The following is a 17,669-nucleotide window of genomic DNA, read 5'->3' as shown; positions in this document are numbered from 1 at the left end:
GACAAGACGAGCATGAGTGAAGCGGACGAGAGGACCAGCGACCGGATCATCGACGGGCGCTACCGCATTCTGCGTGAGATCGCACAGGGTGGCATGGCCACGGTCTACGAGGCTTTGGACCAGCGGCTGTCCAGGCACGTGGCGGTCAAGATCATGCACACCATGCTGGCCCAGGGACCGCACAGGGCCCAGTTCGAGGAGCGTTTCCGCCGGGAGACCAGGTCCGCGGCCGCCATCGCCAACCCCCACATCGTCCAGGTCTACGACACGGGCGTCGATCAGGGGCTGGATTACCTGGTCATGGAGTATGTCCACGGCATCAGCCTGAGGCGGGACATGGCCCGGCAGGGCGTCTACCCCCTGAAGGAGACCCTGCGCATCTTGGGCGAGATCCTGGACGGCCTGGCCTCCGCCCACCGAGCCGGCGTCATCCACCGCGACATCAAGCCGGAAAACATTCTTATCAACGACCGCGGCCATGTGGAGATCACCGACTTCGGTCTGGCCCGCGCCGCAGCCCAGGCCACCCTGTCCTCGACTGGCATGCTCATGGGCACGGCCGCCTACCTGGCACCCGAGACCATCGAAAACAATGAGGCCTCACCCCAGAGCGACCTCTACGCCGTGGGGATTATCGCCTACGAGATGCTGACCGGCACGGTTCCCTTCGCCAGCGACAATCCGGTGACCATCGTCTTCAAGCACGTCCACGAGGATGTCCCCTCCCTGGCCAGGGTCTGCCCCGGAATCGATCCATCTGTGGCCGCCCTGGTCTCCGCGATGACCGACCGCTCCCCCGAAAATCGCCCGGATGACGCCGGCAAGGCCCTGGAAAGCCTGAGAAAGGTGGTCAAGGGACTGGGCCGGCAAGCCTTGGACTACGTGCTGCCAGCAGCAAGCGGACAGCCCGCGTCCGCCATCGCCGGAACCTCTGAGCAGGAGACTACGGCACCCAGCGACGACGAAGCTGCAGCAACAGACCCGGAGAATTCGGACACGGTTCCGTCTGTGCCCGCCCCGCCTGAAACCGATGCGGACGCAGCGACCAGACGCTATCGGCTCAACGACGTGGACACCCCCTCCCGAGCCGAGACCACGACCGTTCTGCAGCCTCAGAATCCGACAGCACCTTCAGCCGATGCAAAGACCCTGCGGCAAGGCGCTGAAGCGGCTCAACCCCAGCACAAGCACAGGCATCGGGGCTCGATCATCACGCTTGTAGTCCTGCTGGTGCTGGCCCTGGCCGGAGGCGGCGGTGGCGCCTGGTGGTACTTCCTGGGTCCGGGCAGCTATGTCGCCCTGCCCAAGCCAGATGACGTCTCCTGCTCCGAGAACCAGGAGTGCAAGGTTGTCGGCGCCGACTTCGCCAAATACGCCCGCACACTCAAGGTCGCCGGCATCGAGGTCGACACCGCCTACGACTTCAGCGACCAGGTGACCAAGGGAGCCGTCATGGCCGCCGATCCCGATACTGTCGGAGCCCATATCAGCAAGAGGGGCGGCAGGCTCAAATTGACCGTCTCCAAGGGAGTGCGCCAGGCCACGGTACCCAAGGACCTCCTCATGCCGGAAACATCCAACGGCAAGGATCCGGTGCAGGCTCTGAAGGCAGCCGGGTTCGACAGGATCGACCACGACACGTCCAAGGACCAATACTCCATGGACATCCCCGAAGGAGCGGCCATTTCAGTGGACCCGGCCCCAGGGACCAAGACCCGTCACGATGCCAAGGTCAGCCTGGTCCTGTCCAAGGGTAGGATGCCTGTGGCCATGCCCGATATCGTCGGCAAGGCCAGGGATGAGGCCAAGGCGGCCCTGGAAGCCCTCCGGCTCAAGGTCAGCTACAGTGAGGATTGGTCCGACAAGGTGCCACGCAACCAGGTGATATCCGCCTCTCACCAGGCCCAGGAACAGCTCCATTGGGGCGATGCGGTCAACGTGGTGATCTCCAAGGGTCCACAGTCCATCACCATGCCCGACGTGAAAGGCAAGAGCCAGGACGAGGCCACCCGGATTCTGGAGGGATACGGGCTCAAGGTCAACATTTCCGCTCCTCTGGGCAACCTGACCCATACGGTGCGCATCCAGGACCCCAATCCCGGCAGTCAGGTCAAGGTGCTCAACGATGACGGCTCGCCGGCCGTCGTGACCTTGACCGTCGTCTGAACCCTTGGGAAGTCAGTCCAGCTCCTGAGTGTTCTCATGGTTTTCATGTGCCTTGATGACCTGGGCATACACGTCCACGTATCGTTGCCCGCTCATCTCCTGGATCTCCTGCATGATCCGGTCGGTCAGGTTGCGGATCTCCTCATGGGTGAGGCTGTTGACCGGCACATAGGGCACCGTGATGGGCTTGCCGTAGATGACCTTGGTCCTGCCCTTATGAGGAATCACATGGCCGGGCTCCTGAAGCTGCCTGGTGCCGATGATGGCTGCTGGCACCACCGTCGTCCCGGTCTCGAAGGCCAGTCGCGCCGCCCCGGTGTGCCCCCTATAGAGCCTGCCGTCAGGGCTGCGCGTGCCCTCCGGATGGATGCCGAAGATGTGCCCGTGCTCAAGGATGGAACGCGCCGTTTCCATGGCTCCCAGCGACTTGGAGCCGCCTGACCTGTCCACGGGGAAGACTCCGACCGAGCTGAACCACCACTTCTTGAACCTGCCCTTGATCCCCTTGCCGTTGAAATACTCGGCCTTGCCCATGAAGTGGATCATCCGAGGACAGGTGATGGGCAGGAGGGCATCGTCGATGACGGCCAGATGGTTGGAGGCGATGATGGCAGCCCCCTGCTTGGGAATGTTCCCCGTGCCCTCAACGGTCGGTTTGAACCAGGTACGCGCCAACGGACCGAGCAGTTTGACGAAGAACCAGTACAGCACAGAGACTCCTTGGTAGCGAATGCGTGCGGCCGAGGTTACGATGGTTCTATGACCGAGCACAAGCATAACGACGCCGGGAAACAGTATAACAGCGAGGCGGGAACCGGCTCCCCACAGGGGGACGAAGAGTGGGCGGACTTCCTGAACTCGCACGCTGACGAGCTGGGTTCCCTGGAGTCGTCCAAGACGGCCAAGGAATTTGAAAAGAAGGCTCGAAAGTCCGAGAAGAAGGCGGCGCTGAGGGCCGAGGACCTGAAGCGAGACTCCTTCGTCGGCGGCTCAGGACCGCGCGATTTCCAGGGTAGGAGCTGGCTGGACACCGACGAGGTCATGGATCAGTCGTCGAACTTTGTGCCGCCCAACCCCGACCTGAGCGATCTGGGCAGAAGGCGGGTGGCGTTCATGATCATGACGGCGCTGGGCCTGGTCTGCTTCTTCCTGACCATCTTCATTCCCCGCTGGTCCGGCTTGACCGGCCTGCTGGCGGGCCTGCTCCTGCTGATAGGCATCGCAGGACTGATCATCGACCGGAAGAATTTCCGCGATGATTCAAGCGGGCTCTTCGATGACGACGAACGACACTACAGGCGATAATGCCGTGTGCCGCCAAAAAATCGGGCCCCGCTGGCTGGAATATCAGCCGGCGGGGCCCAAACAGGTCTAGCAGCAACGAACCTAGACTAAGACCGGACGGGATGCCCGATCCTCTTGCCGGTAATGGGACTGCGCCTCCTGGGCTCCGTGGATCCAGGCTGTCAGGAGGTCGGCGGCCATGCCTTGATCCACAACCTCGGTAGCCAGTTGATAGGCCTGGGCAAACCGCACGTTCAGATCAGCCTCGGGACCGGCATCGATCTGCGTACCGTCAGCCACGATGGCCGAGGCCGCATTGAGCAGGGCCGTGGAACCGGAGGGAACCGACTTTCCAGCCAGGAAGTCCCTGACGACGCTGGCGTTGAAGGCGGGATCGCCGCCGCGCAGGTCATCCAAATCCACCGGGTCGAGGCCCAGTTCACGGGTCGGGTCGAAGGAGCGCTCCTCCACCTTGCCCTGGTGGATCTCCCAGATGGAAACCGGCCCGGTCGGGGCCATCTCGTCAAGGCCCTCGACCGAGGTGTAGACCATGCCCTCCTGGCCGCGTGAGGCATAGACCTGGGCCATCATGGGACTCAGCTGACGCTGGGCGCATCCAATGGCCACATAGCGCGGGTTGACCGGGTTGGTCAGGGGACCCAGCAGGTTGAAGACGGTCGGGATGCCCAGCGAGGAGCGAACAGGTCCGGCAAACCGCATGGCCGGGTGGAAGGTCTTGGCAAAGACGAAGGTGATGCCGTAGCGATCAGCCATGGCAGCCACCTCCTGCGGCGGCAGATCCAAGGGCAGGCCCAGCTGCTCCAGGCAGTCGGCGGTGCCGCTCTTGCTGGAGGCGGCCCGGTTGCCATGCTTGACGATCCTGACCCCTGCTGCGGCAGCCACGATGGCGCCCATGGTCGACAGGTTGACGGTCGCTGCCCCATCGCCGCCGGTGCCGACGATGTCAGTCACATCACCGCTGACCTTCAGCGGCACCGCATGACCCACCATGGCCTTGGCGGCCCCTTCGACTTCCGGGCTGGTCAGCCCCAGGGTGGACTGCATGGACAGGGCGGCGCCCACCTGTACCGGGTCGGCATTCCCGTCCATCAGGTCGTTCATGCACCACTCGGCCTCATCCGCGCTCAGGTGTCGACCGGACACCAAGGAGTTCAGGACGGATTTCCAGCTAAGTGGCCGCATGATGACTCTTTTCCTTTGAAGAAGCGGGGCCGGATGCCCCGCTGTTTGCTCTAGGTTTACTGCCCTGCCCCTCCCCTTCACAAGGTAATCCCATATTCTGGTCACTTATCTACCAATATATGAAAGCAGTCAATCCAATATATGGAAACAGCCACCGCCCTTGCGAGCGATGACCGTCAAACAGATCGGCAACCCTATCTGCAGAAGCCGCTAATCAGTGAGCCTACCTGTCATTTCTTCTCGTTCTGACCGTGGCACATCTTGTACTTGCGTCCAGAGCCGCAGGGGCAAGGAGCGTTACGGGGTGTGCCCGGGAAGGTGCGGCCATCGGCCCAAGGCGAGTGATCCTCTACGGCCTTGGGCCGCTTATTGGCAGGAACCTTCCCCTCGGCATGACTGATGGGAGCAGGCCCAACCGGGGCCGGGGCCGAATCGTCGGAAGCCTCCGAGTCCTCGGCGGACGTGCTCAGACCCGACTGCGCGTCAGCGGCATCCTCTGACTCATCCTCGTCGGAGTCCTCCTGGACGCTGCCCGCCGGGGCATCCTCATCGCGCTCCTCGGCCGTCTCGTCGATGTCGGTGGTCTCGTCTTCGGCATCAGGCTCTTCAGGCGCCTGGTAGTTGACTTCCTCGGACTGGCTTCCCTCGTTTTCTTCACGCTCTTCGCGGGCCCGCCGCTCGTTCTCCTGACTGGCCGCGATCTGCTTGAGGTCCACGTTGAAGAGCAGCTGCACGGTCTGCTCCTTGATGGCGTCGATCATGGAGTTGTACATCTGGTAGCCCTCGCGCTGGTACTCGACCAAGGGGTCGCGCTGACCCATACCGCGCAGGCCGATGCCATCCTTGAGGTAGTCCATCTCATAGAGGTGCTCACGCCACTTGCTGTCCAGGACGGAGAGGACCACCTGGCGCTCCAGCTGCCTGGAGCCCTTCTCGCCCAGTTCATCCTCGCGCTTCTGGTAGATGGACTCGGCATCCTCAACGATCTTGTCCGCCAGGGCCTTGACGGCCTTGTCACCCTTCAGACCCTCCAGGGAGTCCATGCTCTCATCCTGGTCGAGACTGATCGGATAGACGGAGGCCAGCGCCTTCCAGAGCCCGTCAGCATCCCAATCCTGAGGCTTGTCCGAGCCGTTCTGCGCCCCACGGATGTATGAAGTCACGGTCTCACGGATGAAGCGGAGGATGTCCTGGTGGATGTCCTCGCCCTTGAGCACGGCCTGACGCTCGCCGTAGATGACCTGACGCTGCTTGTTCATCACGTCGTCATACTTGAGCACGTTCTTGCGGATCTCGTAGTTGCGGGATTCGACGGACTTCTGCGCATTGCGCACACCCTTGGAGACACTCTTGGTGCCGATAGGTTGACCTTCGGGCAGACTCTTGGAGGACATCATGCGAGCCACCAGCTGGGTGTTGAACAGGCGCATCAGGTCATCCTCCAGGCTCAGGTAGAACCTGGACTCACCGGGGTCGCCCTGACGGCCGGAACGGCCGCGCAGCTGGTTGTCGATGCGGCGAGACTCGTGCCGTTCGGTGCCCAGCACGTAGAGGCCGCCCAACTTGACAACCTCCTCATGCTCGTCCTTAACCTGTTCCTTGACGGAATCCAGCATCTTGGGCCAGCGCTTCTCATACTCCTCGGGGGTGTCGTCGGGCGAGTAGCCCTGCTCCTTGAGCTTCTGATCGGCAAGGAACTCCACGTTCCCACCCAGCATGATGTCGGTGCCGCGCCCAGCCATGTTGGTGGCCACGGTCACGGCGCCCTTGCGCCCTGCCACGGCTACGACCGCAGCCTCGCGCGCATGCTGCTTGGCGTTGAGTACCTGGTGGTCGATGCCGGCTACGTCCAGCAGGGAGGAGACCACCTCGGAGGACTCCACGGATGCGGTGCCCAACAGGATGGGCTGGCCCTTGGCATGTCGCTTGGCTACATCCCGGACGATGGCGGCCAGCTTCTCCTTCTTGGAGCGGTAGATCAGATCGTCCTGGTCCTTGCGGATCATGGGCTTGTTGGTGGGGATGGGCAGCACGCCCAGCTTGTAGGTGTTCATGAACTCGGCGGCCTCGGTCTCGGCCGTTCCGGTCATGCCCGCCAGCTTGTCGTACATGCGGAAGTAGTTCTGCAGGGTGATGGTGGCGAAGGTCTGGTTCTCGGCCTTGACCTCCACGCCCTCCTTGGCCTCGATGGCCTGGTGGAGGCCCTCGTTGTAGCGGCGGCCCTTGAGCAGACGGCCCGTGTGTTCGTCCACGATCAGGACCTCGCCGTTCTGAACCACATAGTCGCGATCGCGCAGGAAGAGCTCCTTGGCCTTGATGGCGTTGTTCAGGTATCCGATCAGGGCGGTGTTGGCAGGCTCGTAAAGGTTGTCGATGCCCAGGTAGTCCTCCACCTTGGTGATGCCCGGTTCCAGGATGCCGACGACCTTCTTCTTCTCGTCGACCTCGTAGTCCTCATCCCTGGTGAGCTTGGGGACCAGCTTAGCGAACTGCCGATACCATCGGGTCACGTCGCCCTCGGCGGGTCCGGAGATGATCAGAGGAGTTCGTGCCTCGTCAATCAGAATGGAATCCACCTCGTCCACGATGGCGAAGTGGTGGCCGCGCTGAACCAGCTCGTCCTTGTCCCAGGCCATGTTGTCACGCAGGTAGTCGAAGCCGAATTCGTTGTTAGTGCCGTAGGTGATGTCCGCCTGGTACTGCTTGCGACGCTCGTTGGGGCGCTGGTCGGTGATGATGCAGCCCACGCTCATGCCCAGGAAGCGGAAGATGCGTCCCATGAGCTCGCTCTGGTAGGAGGCCAGGTAGTCGTTGACCGTGACCACATGCACGCCCTTGCCCTCCAAGGCGTTCAGATAGCTGGGCAGGGTGGCCACCAAAGTCTTGCCCTCGCCGGTCTTCATCTCGGCGATGTTGCCCCAGTGCAGAGCCGCGCCGCCCATCAGCTGGACATCGAAGTGCCGCTGGCCCAGGGTGCGCTTGGAAACCTCGCGAACCGTGGCGAAGGCTTCGGGCATCAGGGAATCGAGGGATTCGCCGTTCTCCAGTCGCTGCTTGAACTTGGGCGTCTGCGCCTTGAGCTCTTCGTCGGACATGGCCGAGATCTGATCCTCGAAGGCGTTGGTCGCCTTGGCCACCCCCTGAAGCTTGCGAATCTGACGACCCTCGCCCATACGGAGGACCTTGTCCAAGACTGCTACCACGTTGCGCTCCCTACCGTTCTTTTATGGCCTTCGCACACCCTCAGCTGACGTAGGCCCAGACCCTGATCATCTTACGCGAATGCACCGATTTTCTCGAAACCGATGGTTCTGCAAACCCGGCTGTGGCCTTGGCAGCCGGACCTGGCATTGAAGAAGGGCGATTCTCCGGAGGCCAGGCCATCCTGCCGCCGGAAAATCGCCCCACAGTCCAATACCCCTTTTTGCTCTTACTTCTTCCGGCCTACGTGCTCAGGCGTATCAATCTCGAAGACGCCGTAGCTCCATCCGTGCCGACGGTAGACCACCGACGGCCGCCGGGTCTCCTTGTTGACGAAGAGGAAGAAGTCATGGCCGATCAGCTCCATCTCGTACAGGGCCTCGTCAATGCTCATTGGCTCGGCGATGTGCAGCTTGCGGCGGATGACGATCGGGGTGTCGCCCACCTGCACTTCGACCGACTGGCCCGGTGCCAGGTCCGATGCCACGGCGCTCTGGGCGCTGTTGTCGGAGTTGGACTCCTGGCCCTGATCGCTCTGATCGCCTGCCTGATCATCCACGGGCAGCTCGGCGGGCAGAGGCGGATGCTCCAGTCCGCGGCGGTGGTCCTTGCGGCGGTCGCGGACCCGGCGCAGACGCTGGGTCAGCTTGTCTAGGGCCATGTCCAGTGCGCTGAACTCGTCGGCGCTGGAAGCCTCGGCGCGGATCACGGTCTTGCCGGCCTGGACCGTGAGCTCCACCCTCTTGGCGCTGTCAGCCTGGCGGGGATTGCCTTCATGCGTCAGAACGACCTGGGTGCGCTGTGCATCGGGGGCGATGGCCGTCACCCTGTTCATCTTGCTGTCCACAACATCGCGGAACCGCTGCTTGATCTGGGTATGTCGACCGGTAATGACGATCTCCATGGGAATCTCCTTGCACTTGTGAGCGGACGAACCGCTGGTGCGATGGCGGACTTGGTCACCATCGACTGTGCTTCCGATTGTATCCGAAGATCAGGGCTGACTCACTGATTGAGCTTGAGGCCAGAGCGGGATCCCGACCCTGGTCCGGTCCTTCAGTTCCGCTATGCTATATCCCCGAGACCTCTCGGATGGCCGCGGCCCCTCTTCCTGGGAAGGGCTGAGGAACTTCCGGGCTCCACAGAGCACGATGGCGGATAACGTCCGCCCAGGGCGACCTGAGAGATAGCGCAACAGAGAACAGACCGCTCGCCTGGTCAAGGCGGGCAAGGGTGAAACGGTGGTGTAAGAGACCACCGGGTCGACGGTAACGCCGATCGCATGGCAAGCCTCATCGGGAGCAAGGCCAAGCAGAAGGCATTCAGGGGTTGCTCGTCCCGCCTTCGGGTAGGCCGCTAGAGCCTGGCGGCAACGTCAGGTCGAGATGGATGGCCATCCGTCGTCCGGATTTTATCCGGTCGATGACAGAACCCGGGGTATATGAGAGGTCTCATCTTCCCTCTTACCTTATGGTGCCTTGGCAGCAATCAGCTCCATCGAGAGGATCATCAGAGACGAAAAGGTCCGCTGCCACTTGGGTGAGAAGGCCGGGACTGTGGCCCTTGCGGGATCCAGCACTCCAGAATCGCCGTTTGCGGACCTTGAGATCCAGTCCGGCTGTCTTGCGGGCCACCTTGCGGCCAAGTTCGTAGGCGGAGTCGACGAAGAGTCCCTCACGAGATGCTTGGGCCACTACCTGTGCAGCCAGTCCCGGATCCAAACCCTTACGTGTCATCTCCGAAAGCACTCCCCGCTCCCCCATGGTGCGATGCAAGCAGGAATGCAACAGATCCTGGGCATAGGCCTGGTCATCCACCAGGCGCAGCCTGATCAGCCGGTCAATCACCTGATCGACCACGTTCGTGTCAAACCCCTTATTGACCAGGCGACGGGCCAAAGCTCCGCTGGAACGAGCCGCCGCATCCAGCAGGGTCAGGGCAGCCTCCTGGCAGGCATCTGCATCCTCTGCATCTGCTCGTGGGGCTGCAGGCGCGAAACTTCCGCCAAAGCCGCCAGCACGCGGGCGACGGCCACGACGGCGGGTTCTTCTGTCGGAACCCCGGGCAGAACGGCGGCCAAGGGAATGACGACCTGGCAGGGATCCATCACCCACATCAGCATTGGCAGCATTGTCTATATCTTCCAGACTGCCTCCGAACTGGGCTCCATGCCCCAGACCCAGGGCAGCGGCCTGCACTGGGCGGCCGTCTTCCTTGTAGCTGTCATCCTTCTGGGCAGAATCAAGAGCTGCTCCGATACCTGCTGACCCCGCCGAACCTGCCGGACCAGACAAACCCACAGTGTCTGCCTGCAACCGGTCCGACCGAGAATACTTCGACTTTGTGCTGGAGTCGGTGGAATCCTCGGCCTGCGCCAGACGGACAGGATTTTCCTTGAGGAAGTCCTCGGCCGAGATCATCGCGTCATGCGGCCTGGGCAGTGGGCACAGTGCTGTTGATGTCGACAGGAGCCGAGTCGTCCTTCTTGCTGCCTTGAGCAGCATCAGCTTGATCGACCTTGTTGTCCTCGGAGGGGGCGGGAATAAGACCGAAAGCAACCTTGACCTTATCTTCAATCTCCTTGGTCAGGCCGGGGTTATCCTTGAGGAACTGACGAACGTTCTCCCTGCCCTGACCCAGCTGATCGCCCTCGTAGGTGAACCAGGAGCCCGACTTCTTGACGATGTTGGTCTGCAGGGCCATGTCCAGAACCGAACCCTCCTTGGAGATGCCCTCTCCGTAGAGAATGTCGAATTCAGCCACCTTGAAGGGCGGGGCCATCTTGTTCTTGACCACCTTGACCTTGGTGCGGTTGCCCACCGCCTCATCGCCGTTCTTCAGGGTCTGGATGCGGCGGATGTCCAGGCGGACCGAGGCATAGAACTTCAGTGCCTTGCCGCCGGTGGTGGTCTCCGGGCTGCCGAAGAAGACGCCGATCTTCTCCCTGAGCTGGTTGATGAAGATGGCCGTGGTGTTGGCCTGGGACAGGGCACCGGTCATCTTGCGCAGGGCCTGGCTCATCAGACGGGCCTGCAGACCCACGTGGCTGTCACCCATGTCGCCCTCGATCTCGGCCTTGGGCACCAGGGCGGCCACCGAGTCGATGACGATGACATCCAGGGCACCCGACCGGATCAGCATGTCGGCGATCTCCAAGGCCTGCTCGCCGTTGTCCGGCTGGGAGACGATCAGGGAGTCCGTGTCCACGCCCAGCTTCTTGGCGTACTCAGGATCCAGAGCGTGCTCGGCATCGATGAAGGCGGCCACCCCACCGCCGGCCTGTGCATTGGCCACTGCATGCAGGGCCAGGGTGGTCTTGCCCGAGGATTCAGGACCGTAGATTTCGACGATGCGGCCACGGGGCAGTCCGCCGATGCCCAGGGCCATGTCCAAGGCCAGAGATCCGGTGGGAATGACCTCCACATCCTGGGCAGGCTTGTCGCCCAGACGCATGGCCGAACCCTTGCCGAAGCTCTTCTCCACCTGCGCGAGGGCTGTGTTCAAGGCTGCCTGGCGACGGGGGTCGATCCCGCCCTCCTCTTCTTTCTTCGCCTTGCCACTGTTGCTCTGACGTGCCATATGGCTCTCCTTTTTCGTAACCGACCTCACGATGACGACATCCTGATTGACGACCTCACGATTGACAGCCTATCCGCCGTCGGAACCCGTCTGCGGTCTCGGCGCCCGATGTGGTTGAACGTGCCGATAGTCACCGGACCATGGGTATCAGTATACCCGACCATGCGAACAAATGTTCGAAAATCACATGGAATGGGATATGAATTCGCGGAGGATAAAACCCGCCGATCAGGCTGCCGGCATGGGCGGCGCATTGTGGTCCTTCCCCCAGCGGCGAGAGTCGGGAATCTCCATCTGATCGCAGAGCACGTTCCAAACCACGCGCGGCTCCACGCCCGCATCCAGGGCCTCTATTACGGTCATGGCATCCAGGGCGGTCAGCCTTTGGTCACGGGCCAGACTGCGTCCGTAGACCCGGCCGAAGACCTCCTCCAGCAGCTGCCAGAATTCCCGTTCACGCACCCGACATCACCTTTCATCCAAAACCCACCCTGTCACACTCCTTCTACGGTTGCAACCGACAGTCAGCAGAAGAGGGCGTCCGGTTCCTCAGAACCGGACGCCCTCAAGAACGGTCCGCCGGATCATCCAACCGGACCAGACATGCTTACTCCTGAATGGACTCCAGGTAGTCCGCCACCATCCTCAGTGTCTGCGGCACGCCCAGGCCCAGTGCGTCGGCGATGGAGCTCAGCAGCTCGGAGCTGGCCTCTTTCTGGCCGCGCTCCACCTCGGACAGGTAGCCCAGGGACACGCCGGCCTTCTCGCTGACCTCACGCAGGGTCTTGTGATCGTTGGTCCTCAGCTCGCGCAGCACGTGGCCCAAGGCCTCGCGCAGGGAGACGGTGTGGGTGACGGCCTGGCCGTCGTTGGTGGAGGCTGCCCGCTGACGGCTGGCTTCCACGCCGTCCTCCTCCATCCACATCTTGTTCAGATTGGCCTGGCGCTCCTCCTTGGCCTTCTTGGCAGCCTTGGCACGGATCACCTGTTGCTGGGCGAAGACGACGGCACGACGCTGGGCAGGTGTCAGATCACGAACCCGTGCATTGCGCTCCACTCCGGGTGCGGCCGGCTTGACATCATAGGTATCGTTAGTTCGAGTCATCACGGTCTCGGTGCTGGCCATAGCAGCCCCTTTCGCCATTATCGTGTTCAACTTCTTACACATTGACCAACAGACGAGCCAGTAGATTATTCCAGGGGAGGAACCCGAAATGCTTGCTTTGTGACCAAGGTCACGTATGCGCAAGAAAGAAATCAGGGAACATGAGGGATGGCACAATACAGGCACCCTCTTGCTTTGGCCTGCCGACTACAGCATTCCGCAGGCAGAAGGTTCGACATCGACTTGTGGAAGCCGTAAAAACCGTAAAAGCGACTGACCGCATCAGGCCGTCAGCCCCGCGAGCGCAAGGCCCGATCCAGCTGTTCCAGAATCCGCATGACCGTCCCCCGGCGCACCTGTTCCCGATCGCCATCCAGATGCAGCTCATAGGCATAAGTCCGGTAGACATGGGACTGAAGGCCAGTCTCTATACGTCGACCCATCACCCGGGCGGGCAGAGCCAGACCGATGTAGACCAGCCCAGCAGGATCACCCCCATCAGGACCAGGCCCAGCCACACCTGTAGTGGCCATGCCTACAACAGTATCTTCGTGCCCCGGCCTGGTGTAAAGCCTGGCCGTGCCCTCGGCCATCTCCTGGGCAACCCGGGGATGGACTGCGCCCTGGGTGGCCAGCAGATCCTGGTCCACTTTGAGGATGGCTGCCTTGGCGGCGATGTCATAGGTGACGGCCGAGCCCAGAAAGACGTCTGACGCCCCGGGAATCCTGACGAAAGCATCGGCCAGCAGTCCCCCGGTCAGTGATTCGGCTGCAGCCAGCAACAGGCCAGAATCACGGCAGGTGTCGATGATCCGTCCAGCCAGGTCGTCGCAGCGGACCTGCACGCTCTTGCCGATCATTGCCGCATCCCTATCACGTATTCCGCTCCCGAGTAGAGGCAAAGGGCCAGAGCCACCAGGATGACCACGCGCGTAGTCACCAGGTACCAGGGCCAGACCGGCGAAAGGGGCACCATGAGCATACCCAGACCGATGCACTCAAATAGGGTCTTGTACTTGCCAGCCCGGGAGGCGGCGATGACCCGGCCCTGCTTGTTGATGACCAGAACCCGCAGCAGGGTGATGCTTAGTTCCCGCACTAGGAAGAGCAGGGTGATCCACCACCAGAGCTCGCCGAAGACGGATGCCACAATCAGCGCTGAGCAGATCAGCAGCTTGTCGGCAATGGGATCCATGAGCTTGCCCAGTTCGGTCACCTGGTTGTACCGGCGGGCCAGCCACCCGTCAAGCTTGTCGGTCGAGGCGGCGAGGATGAAGAGCACTGCGGCGGCCCACCGCATGCCAGGCCTGCGCTCGCCCCAAGGACCGGCCATCAGATCCAGAGCGATGAAGATCAGGACCAGGAGGATACGGGTGTAGGTGACCAGATTTGGGGGAGAATTCCATCCTTCGAGAAGCCTACGCCTCTCACGACCGGTCTCTGACTCGGCATGCTCCTGCATTGCCACTCCTTATACGCGATACTCGTGCGCTCGGGCCGTCCAACAATACATGCCGGGCGGCAGTTTCATCATAACGGTAGACCAGGCCCGGCTCTTCGGGCCGATGTTCAGCCCTGCGCTTGCTCATCGGGGGCAGGATCCATGGAGGTGGCGTCGCCTCGGATGAAAGCCAGGGCCTGCTGCAGCTGCGGCGGCTGAATGAGCACCTCGCGGGCCTTGGAGCCCTCCGACGGCCCTACGATTCCCCTCGACTCCAGCAGGTCCATCAGCCTCCCTGCCCTGGCGAAACCCACACGCAGCTTGCGCTGGAGCATGGAGGTGGATCCGAACTGGGTGGTCACCACCAGCTCGGCCGCCTGGAGCAGCTCGTCCATGTCGTCGCCGATCTCCTCCTGAATCTCGTTCTTGTGGTCGGCCTTGTCGGCCATCTGCTCGATGTCTTCGCGGTAATGGGGTTTGCGCTGGGTGCGCACATAATCCACCGCCTTGCGGATCTCGGACTCGGAGACCCAGGCTCCCTGGACGCGTGTGGGCTTGGCCTGGCCCATGGGCAGGAAGAGGGCATCGCCCTGGCCGATCAGGGTCTCGGCGCCAGTGGCATCCAGAATGACTCGGGAATCCGTCGAGGAGGATGTGGCAAAGGCCAGTCTGGAGGGGATGTTGGCTTTGATCAGACCGGTGACCACGTCCACCGAGGGCCGCTGGGTGGCCAGGACCAAGTGCACGCCGGCCGCACGTGCCAGCTGGGTGATCCGCTGGATGGAGCTCTCCACGTCGTTCTTGGCCACCATCATCAGGTCGGCCATCTCGTCGACCACCACGACCAGGTATGGATAAGGCGCCACCTTGCGGTTGGAGCCGGCCGGTGCGTGGACCTTGCCCTCGCGCACGGCCTTGTTGAAGTCCTTGATGTGCCGGAATCCGAAGAACTGCAGGTCGTCGTAGCGGGCATCCATCTCCTTGACCACCCACTCCAGGGCCTGGGCGGCCTTCTTGGGCTCGGTGATGATGGGCGTGAGCAGGTGAGGAATGCCAGCATAGGCACTCAGCTCCACGCGCTTGGGATCCACCATGATCAGGCGGACCTGTTCTGGCGTGGCCCGCATAATCAGCGAAACCAGCATGGAATTGATGAAACTGGACTTGCCCGAACCCGTAGCGCCGGCCACCAGCAGGTGGGGCATCTTGGTCAGGTCGGCGGTCACATAGTGGCCTTCCACATCCTTGCCCACGGCAGTCATCATGGGGTTGTCGTCCTGCTTGGCCTTGTCGGAGCGCAGCACGTCGCCCAGGTGGACGATCTCGCGGTCCACATTGGGAATCTCGATGCCGATGGCCGACTTGCCGGGGATAGGAGACAGGATGCGAACGTCCGAACTGGCCACCGCGTAGGCGATGTTGCGCTGAAGATTGGTGACCTTCTCCACTTTGACGCCCGGCCCCAACTCCACCTCGTACTGGGTGACCGAGGGGCCACGCAGGAAGCCCACCACCTTGGCGTCCACATCGAACTGCTGGAAGGTTGATTGCAAGGCCTTGATGACTGCGTCGTTGGCTGAGGTCCTGACTGCGTGAGGCTTCCCCTTGACCAGCAGGTCCGTGCTGGGCAGCACATAGGGCCGGCTCTCGTCCACCTGGCGGTCATCGGAGGAGCTTGACGCGTCGGTACCCTGTGCTCCCGCACCCTGGGCTCCGGCTGTCTGGCTCCCTGCTCCCGGAGCGGGCTGGCCATCCATCTGCACGGTGTCGGCTGCTGCTGCGGCGGCAGCCCAGGGGTCCGAGGCCCCCACGCCGGACAGCGCGGCCGGATCCACCTTGGGGTGCCCCTGCTCCCTGGCATCCAGCAGAGCAGCCGTGGCCGAGGCCTCCACCGCGGGCATGTTCTGCGTCGACACGTGATCAGACTCGGCACCCTGCGCCGACTGATCACTCTGGTCAGCACCCTCCAGCGAGGCCGCCTGGGAGAAGGGCTCGTCAGCCTCGTAACGCTCAAGATGGGTGTCCGTGTCCTTGCCGATGCGGCCATGCAGCAAGCGACTAAGCCAGCCAGCCACCCCGTTCCTGCCGGAGTCCTGGGCATCCTCCTGGTCCGGCTCCTGGTGGGTGGGCACGCCGGGCGCCAGGGGCAGGGTGTCATCGCCCAGTCTGACCTCGTTGGGAGCGGTCTGCGGCGAAGCCGAGCTGGAGGCATGGGTCCTCTTGCCGCGCAGCCAGGCCATGAGGTCACTCATATGGAATCTAAAGGTGATGAAGAGACCGAAAATGGCCACAAGAACAAAGATGACGACGGCGAAGACCTTGGACAGCCCCCAGGCCAGAGGCGACCCCAGAAAGAACCCCAGAAGGCCGCCTGAGTCACTGATGGCCTTCATGTCAAAGCCGCGATAATCCGAGGCCATGAGCACGTCCAGAATGGAGCAGACCGACCAGAGCACCACCATGAGTCCGCCCACCACAGGCAGGTTGCCGGCCTCGCGCCCGGTGTAGCAGACCAGCCGGAAGGCCGCAAAGAGCAGAACCACCGGCAGGATGATGCTGCAGAGTCCCAGAACGCCCGCAGCCAGGGCATGCAGCCCCCGCCCCAGAAAGCCGTTCACGCGGAACCATTCGCTGGCGCAGAAAAGCACGGCCAGAATGACCAGTACGAAGCAGAGTCCGTCCTTGCGATAGGCGGAGTTGTCGCCGTTTTTGCCGACCACGGCGCGAACCAAGGATCCCATGCCCCGGGGCAGGGCCAGCAAGACCTTATGCCAGAAGGGTTCCGGGTCTTGGCTGTCCTTGGATGCGGTCCGGCCGCGACCGCGTGCGTCTGCTTGCTGCTTACGTGTCATAACCCTTTCAGCCTACCCAGAACCCCGGTCCGCATCGGGTTCTCCGGGTCAGTGTGCACAACTCTTTCAGACGGGGGCCGCCAGGGCTAGCATCGTTGGCATGACACCAGCCGAACGTCAGAGCGCCGTGGCCTTCGCCATGCGCAACCTGCTTCTGGATGACCGTCGGCCCAGTCCTTTTGCTCTTCAGGCGGCCAGCGACTTTATGGCGGGCAGAAGGCAGGCCGAGTCACTGGCCGACCAGGCCCGACGCTTGGAGGCACAGAGCAGTCATAAGAAGGCCAAGGCAGATACCCCGGCGGATGCCCTCTTTCTGCGGAGCATCCTGATCTGTCAGCGGCCTTGGGCGACCGAGGGAGATCTTGAAGAGCTGCGGGCCATCCACCGTCGGCTGCTGCCCAGTCTGCCGGAAGGGCGAGTGCTGCGCCGACCCCAACCAGACGACGATGCCAGCCTGTATCCGGCGGCCATGCTGGAGCAGGGTGCGGCAGCCATCGGCCAGGAGCTGGCGGCCGAACGCAATCTGGCCAACCTGGACCGTCCGGTCTTCGCAGACCGCCTGGCCCACTACTATGACGAGCTCTCCTATCTGCACCCCTTCGCCGACTGCAACGGCATGACTCTGCGCATCTTCCTCTCACGCTTGTCCCACGATGCAGGCTGGGACCTGGATTGGGGACGGGCTGATCCGGCCGCCCACCGCCGGGCCATCCAGCGAGCGCTCCGAGGCAAGACCGATGATCTGCAGGTCCTGATTGCGGGCATAGTCCGCCCGGTCAACCCAACTCGAATATTCCTGATCGCCGGATGGGACCAGGGCCCAGCCCACTGAGTCGGC

The 17,669-nt window shown here is 62.6% G+C and carries 13 protein-coding genes, 1 other RNA gene and 2 pseudogenes; 4 read left to right on the top strand and 12 right to left on the bottom strand.

The features are described from left to right. Nucleotides 1-12 precede the first annotated feature (12 nt). Nucleotides 13-2,166, top strand: a complete 2,154-nt coding sequence (locus J3T93_RS07375) for a Stk1 family PASTA domain-containing Ser/Thr kinase (RefSeq protein WP_267431146.1) — start codon at nt 13-15, stop codon at nt 2,164-2,166. Between the two features lie 12 nt (nt 2,167-2,178). On the opposite strand, the gene J3T93_RS07370 is transcribed toward J3T93_RS07375, so the two are convergent. Further along, entirely contained in the window at nt 2,179-2,877 is a 699-nt protein-coding gene (locus tag J3T93_RS07370) for a lysophospholipid acyltransferase family protein (RefSeq protein WP_267400135.1), read from the bottom strand. Nucleotides 2,878-2,925: 48 nt separating this feature from the next. Between J3T93_RS07370 and J3T93_RS07365 the strand changes: the two genes are divergently transcribed. Beyond that, nucleotides 2,926-3,471, top strand: a complete 546-nt coding sequence (locus tag J3T93_RS07365; RefSeq protein WP_267400136.1) for a hypothetical protein — start codon at nt 2,926-2,928, stop codon at nt 3,469-3,471. Between the two features lie 81 nt (nt 3,472-3,552). Here the strand turns inward: J3T93_RS07365 and trpD are convergent, their stop codons facing one another. The 4 genes and pseudogenes from trpD to hpf all read right to left on the bottom strand — a co-directional run. Beyond that, a complete protein-coding gene (gene trpD / locus J3T93_RS07360; protein ID WP_267431145.1) occupies nt 3,553-4,653 on the bottom strand; it encodes an anthranilate phosphoribosyltransferase in 1,101 nt (366 codons plus the stop codon). A 230-nt stretch (nt 4,654-4,883) separates the two neighbouring features. Then, nucleotides 4,884-7,856 (bottom strand): preprotein translocase subunit SecA, encoded by a 2,973-nt coding sequence (secA, locus tag J3T93_RS07355; protein WP_267431144.1) that lies wholly within the window; start codon nt 7,854-7,856, stop codon nt 4,884-4,886. A gap of 227 nt (nt 7,857-8,083) precedes the next feature. Continuing rightward, nucleotides 8,084-8,359, bottom strand: a pseudogene (locus J3T93_RS10060) (sigma 54 modulation/S30EA ribosomal C-terminal domain-containing protein); the annotation flags it as partial. 80 nt (nt 8,360-8,439) lie between these two features. Next, nucleotides 8,440-8,758: pseudogene (hpf, locus tag J3T93_RS10055) on the bottom strand (ribosome hibernation-promoting factor, HPF/YfiA family); the annotation flags it as partial. Nucleotides 8,759-8,934: 176 nt separating this feature from the next. Here hpf and rnpB point away from each other — a divergent pair. Continuing rightward, nucleotides 8,935-9,311: RNase P RNA component class A (gene rnpB, locus J3T93_RS07345), an RNA gene on the top strand. A 6-nt stretch (nt 9,312-9,317) separates the two neighbouring features. Here the strand turns inward: rnpB and J3T93_RS07340 are convergent. From J3T93_RS07340 to J3T93_RS07310, 7 genes are all read right to left on the bottom strand, one after another. Further along, complete coding sequence (locus J3T93_RS07340) at nt 9,318-10,274, bottom strand: regulatory protein RecX (protein WP_267431143.1); 957 nt, start codon at nt 10,272-10,274, stop codon at nt 9,318-9,320. A gap of 4 nt (nt 10,275-10,278) precedes the next feature. After that, the gene (gene recA / locus J3T93_RS07335; RefSeq protein WP_267431142.1) at nt 10,279-11,433 is read right to left on the bottom strand and encodes a recombinase RecA; all 1,155 of its coding nucleotides are present in this window, start codon (nt 11,431-11,433) and stop codon (nt 10,279-10,281) included. Between the two features lie 228 nt (nt 11,434-11,661). Then, nucleotides 11,662-11,895, bottom strand: coding sequence for a DUF3046 domain-containing protein (locus J3T93_RS07330; protein WP_015021655.1), 234 nt, complete (start codon nt 11,893-11,895; stop codon nt 11,662-11,664). 145 nt (nt 11,896-12,040) lie between these two features. Next, nucleotides 12,041-12,559: a helix-turn-helix domain-containing protein gene (locus tag J3T93_RS07325; protein ID WP_416378839.1), complete on the bottom strand. Its 519-nt coding sequence runs from the start codon at nt 12,557-12,559 to the stop codon at nt 12,041-12,043. Nucleotides 12,560-12,828: 269 nt separating this feature from the next. Beyond that, the gene (locus J3T93_RS07320; RefSeq protein WP_267431141.1) at nt 12,829-13,398 is read right to left on the bottom strand and encodes a CinA family protein; all 570 of its coding nucleotides are present in this window, start codon (nt 13,396-13,398) and stop codon (nt 12,829-12,831) included. Then, nucleotides 13,395-14,000: a CDP-diacylglycerol--glycerol-3-phosphate 3-phosphatidyltransferase gene (pgsA, locus tag J3T93_RS07315; RefSeq protein WP_267431140.1), complete on the bottom strand. Its 606-nt coding sequence runs from the start codon at nt 13,998-14,000 to the stop codon at nt 13,395-13,397. Before pgsA ends, J3T93_RS07320 begins: the two co-directional genes overlap by 4 nt. Nucleotides 14,001-14,107: 107 nt before the next feature. Beyond that, nucleotides 14,108-16,831 carry an FtsK/SpoIIIE family DNA translocase gene (locus J3T93_RS07310; RefSeq protein WP_267431139.1) on the bottom strand — a complete coding sequence of 908 codons (2,724 nt, stop codon included), beginning with the start codon at nt 16,829-16,831 and terminating at the stop codon, nt 14,108-14,110. Between the two features lie 100 nt (nt 16,832-16,931). Here J3T93_RS07310 and J3T93_RS07305 point away from each other — a divergent pair, with 100 nt between their 5' ends. Then, nucleotides 16,932-17,663, top strand: coding sequence for a Fic family protein (locus J3T93_RS07305; protein WP_267400153.1), 732 nt, complete (start codon nt 16,932-16,934; stop codon nt 17,661-17,663). Nucleotides 17,664-17,669 lie beyond the last annotated feature (6 nt).

This window comes from Bifidobacterium sp. B4111, from assembly GCF_026537235.1.
Lineage (GTDB): Bacteria > Actinomycetota > Actinomycetes > Actinomycetales > Bifidobacteriaceae > Bombiscardovia.
The sequence above is the reverse complement of the archived record's forward strand: the minus strand, read 5'-3'. Positions and strand labels throughout refer to the sequence as shown.

What these genes read in the sequence shown, in the direction of transcription:
- J3T93_RS07375 (WP_267431146.1), top strand. Translation starts at nt 13, where the DNA reads ATGAGTGAAGCGGACGAGAGGACCAGCGACCGGATCATCGACGGGCGC.
- J3T93_RS07325 (WP_416378839.1), bottom strand. Translation starts at nt 12,559, where the DNA reads ATGGCCAGCACCGAGACCGTGATGACTCGAACTAACGATACCTATGAT.
- J3T93_RS07365 (WP_267400136.1), top strand. Translation starts at nt 2,926, where the DNA reads ATGACCGAGCACAAGCATAACGACGCCGGGAAACAGTATAACAGCGAG.
- J3T93_RS07320 (WP_267431141.1), bottom strand. Translation starts at nt 13,398, where the DNA reads ATGATCGGCAAGAGCGTGCAGGTCCGCTGCGACGACCTGGCTGGACGG.
- trpD (WP_267431145.1), bottom strand. Translation starts at nt 4,653, where the DNA reads ATGCGGCCACTTAGCTGGAAATCCGTCCTGAACTCCTTGGTGTCCGGT.
- J3T93_RS07310 (WP_267431139.1), bottom strand. Translation starts at nt 16,831, where the DNA reads ATGACACGTAAGCAGCAAGCAGACGCACGCGGTCGCGGCCGGACCGCA.
- J3T93_RS07305 (WP_267400153.1), top strand. Translation starts at nt 16,932, where the DNA reads ATGACACCAGCCGAACGTCAGAGCGCCGTGGCCTTCGCCATGCGCAAC.
- pgsA (WP_267431140.1), bottom strand. Translation starts at nt 14,000, where the DNA reads ATGCAGGAGCATGCCGAGTCAGAGACCGGTCGTGAGAGGCGTAGGCTT.
- J3T93_RS07340 (WP_267431143.1), bottom strand. Translation starts at nt 10,274, where the DNA reads ATGATCTCGGCCGAGGACTTCCTCAAGGAAAATCCTGTCCGTCTGGCG.
- recA (WP_267431142.1), bottom strand. Translation starts at nt 11,433, where the DNA reads ATGGCACGTCAGAGCAACAGTGGCAAGGCGAAGAAAGAAGAGGAGGGC.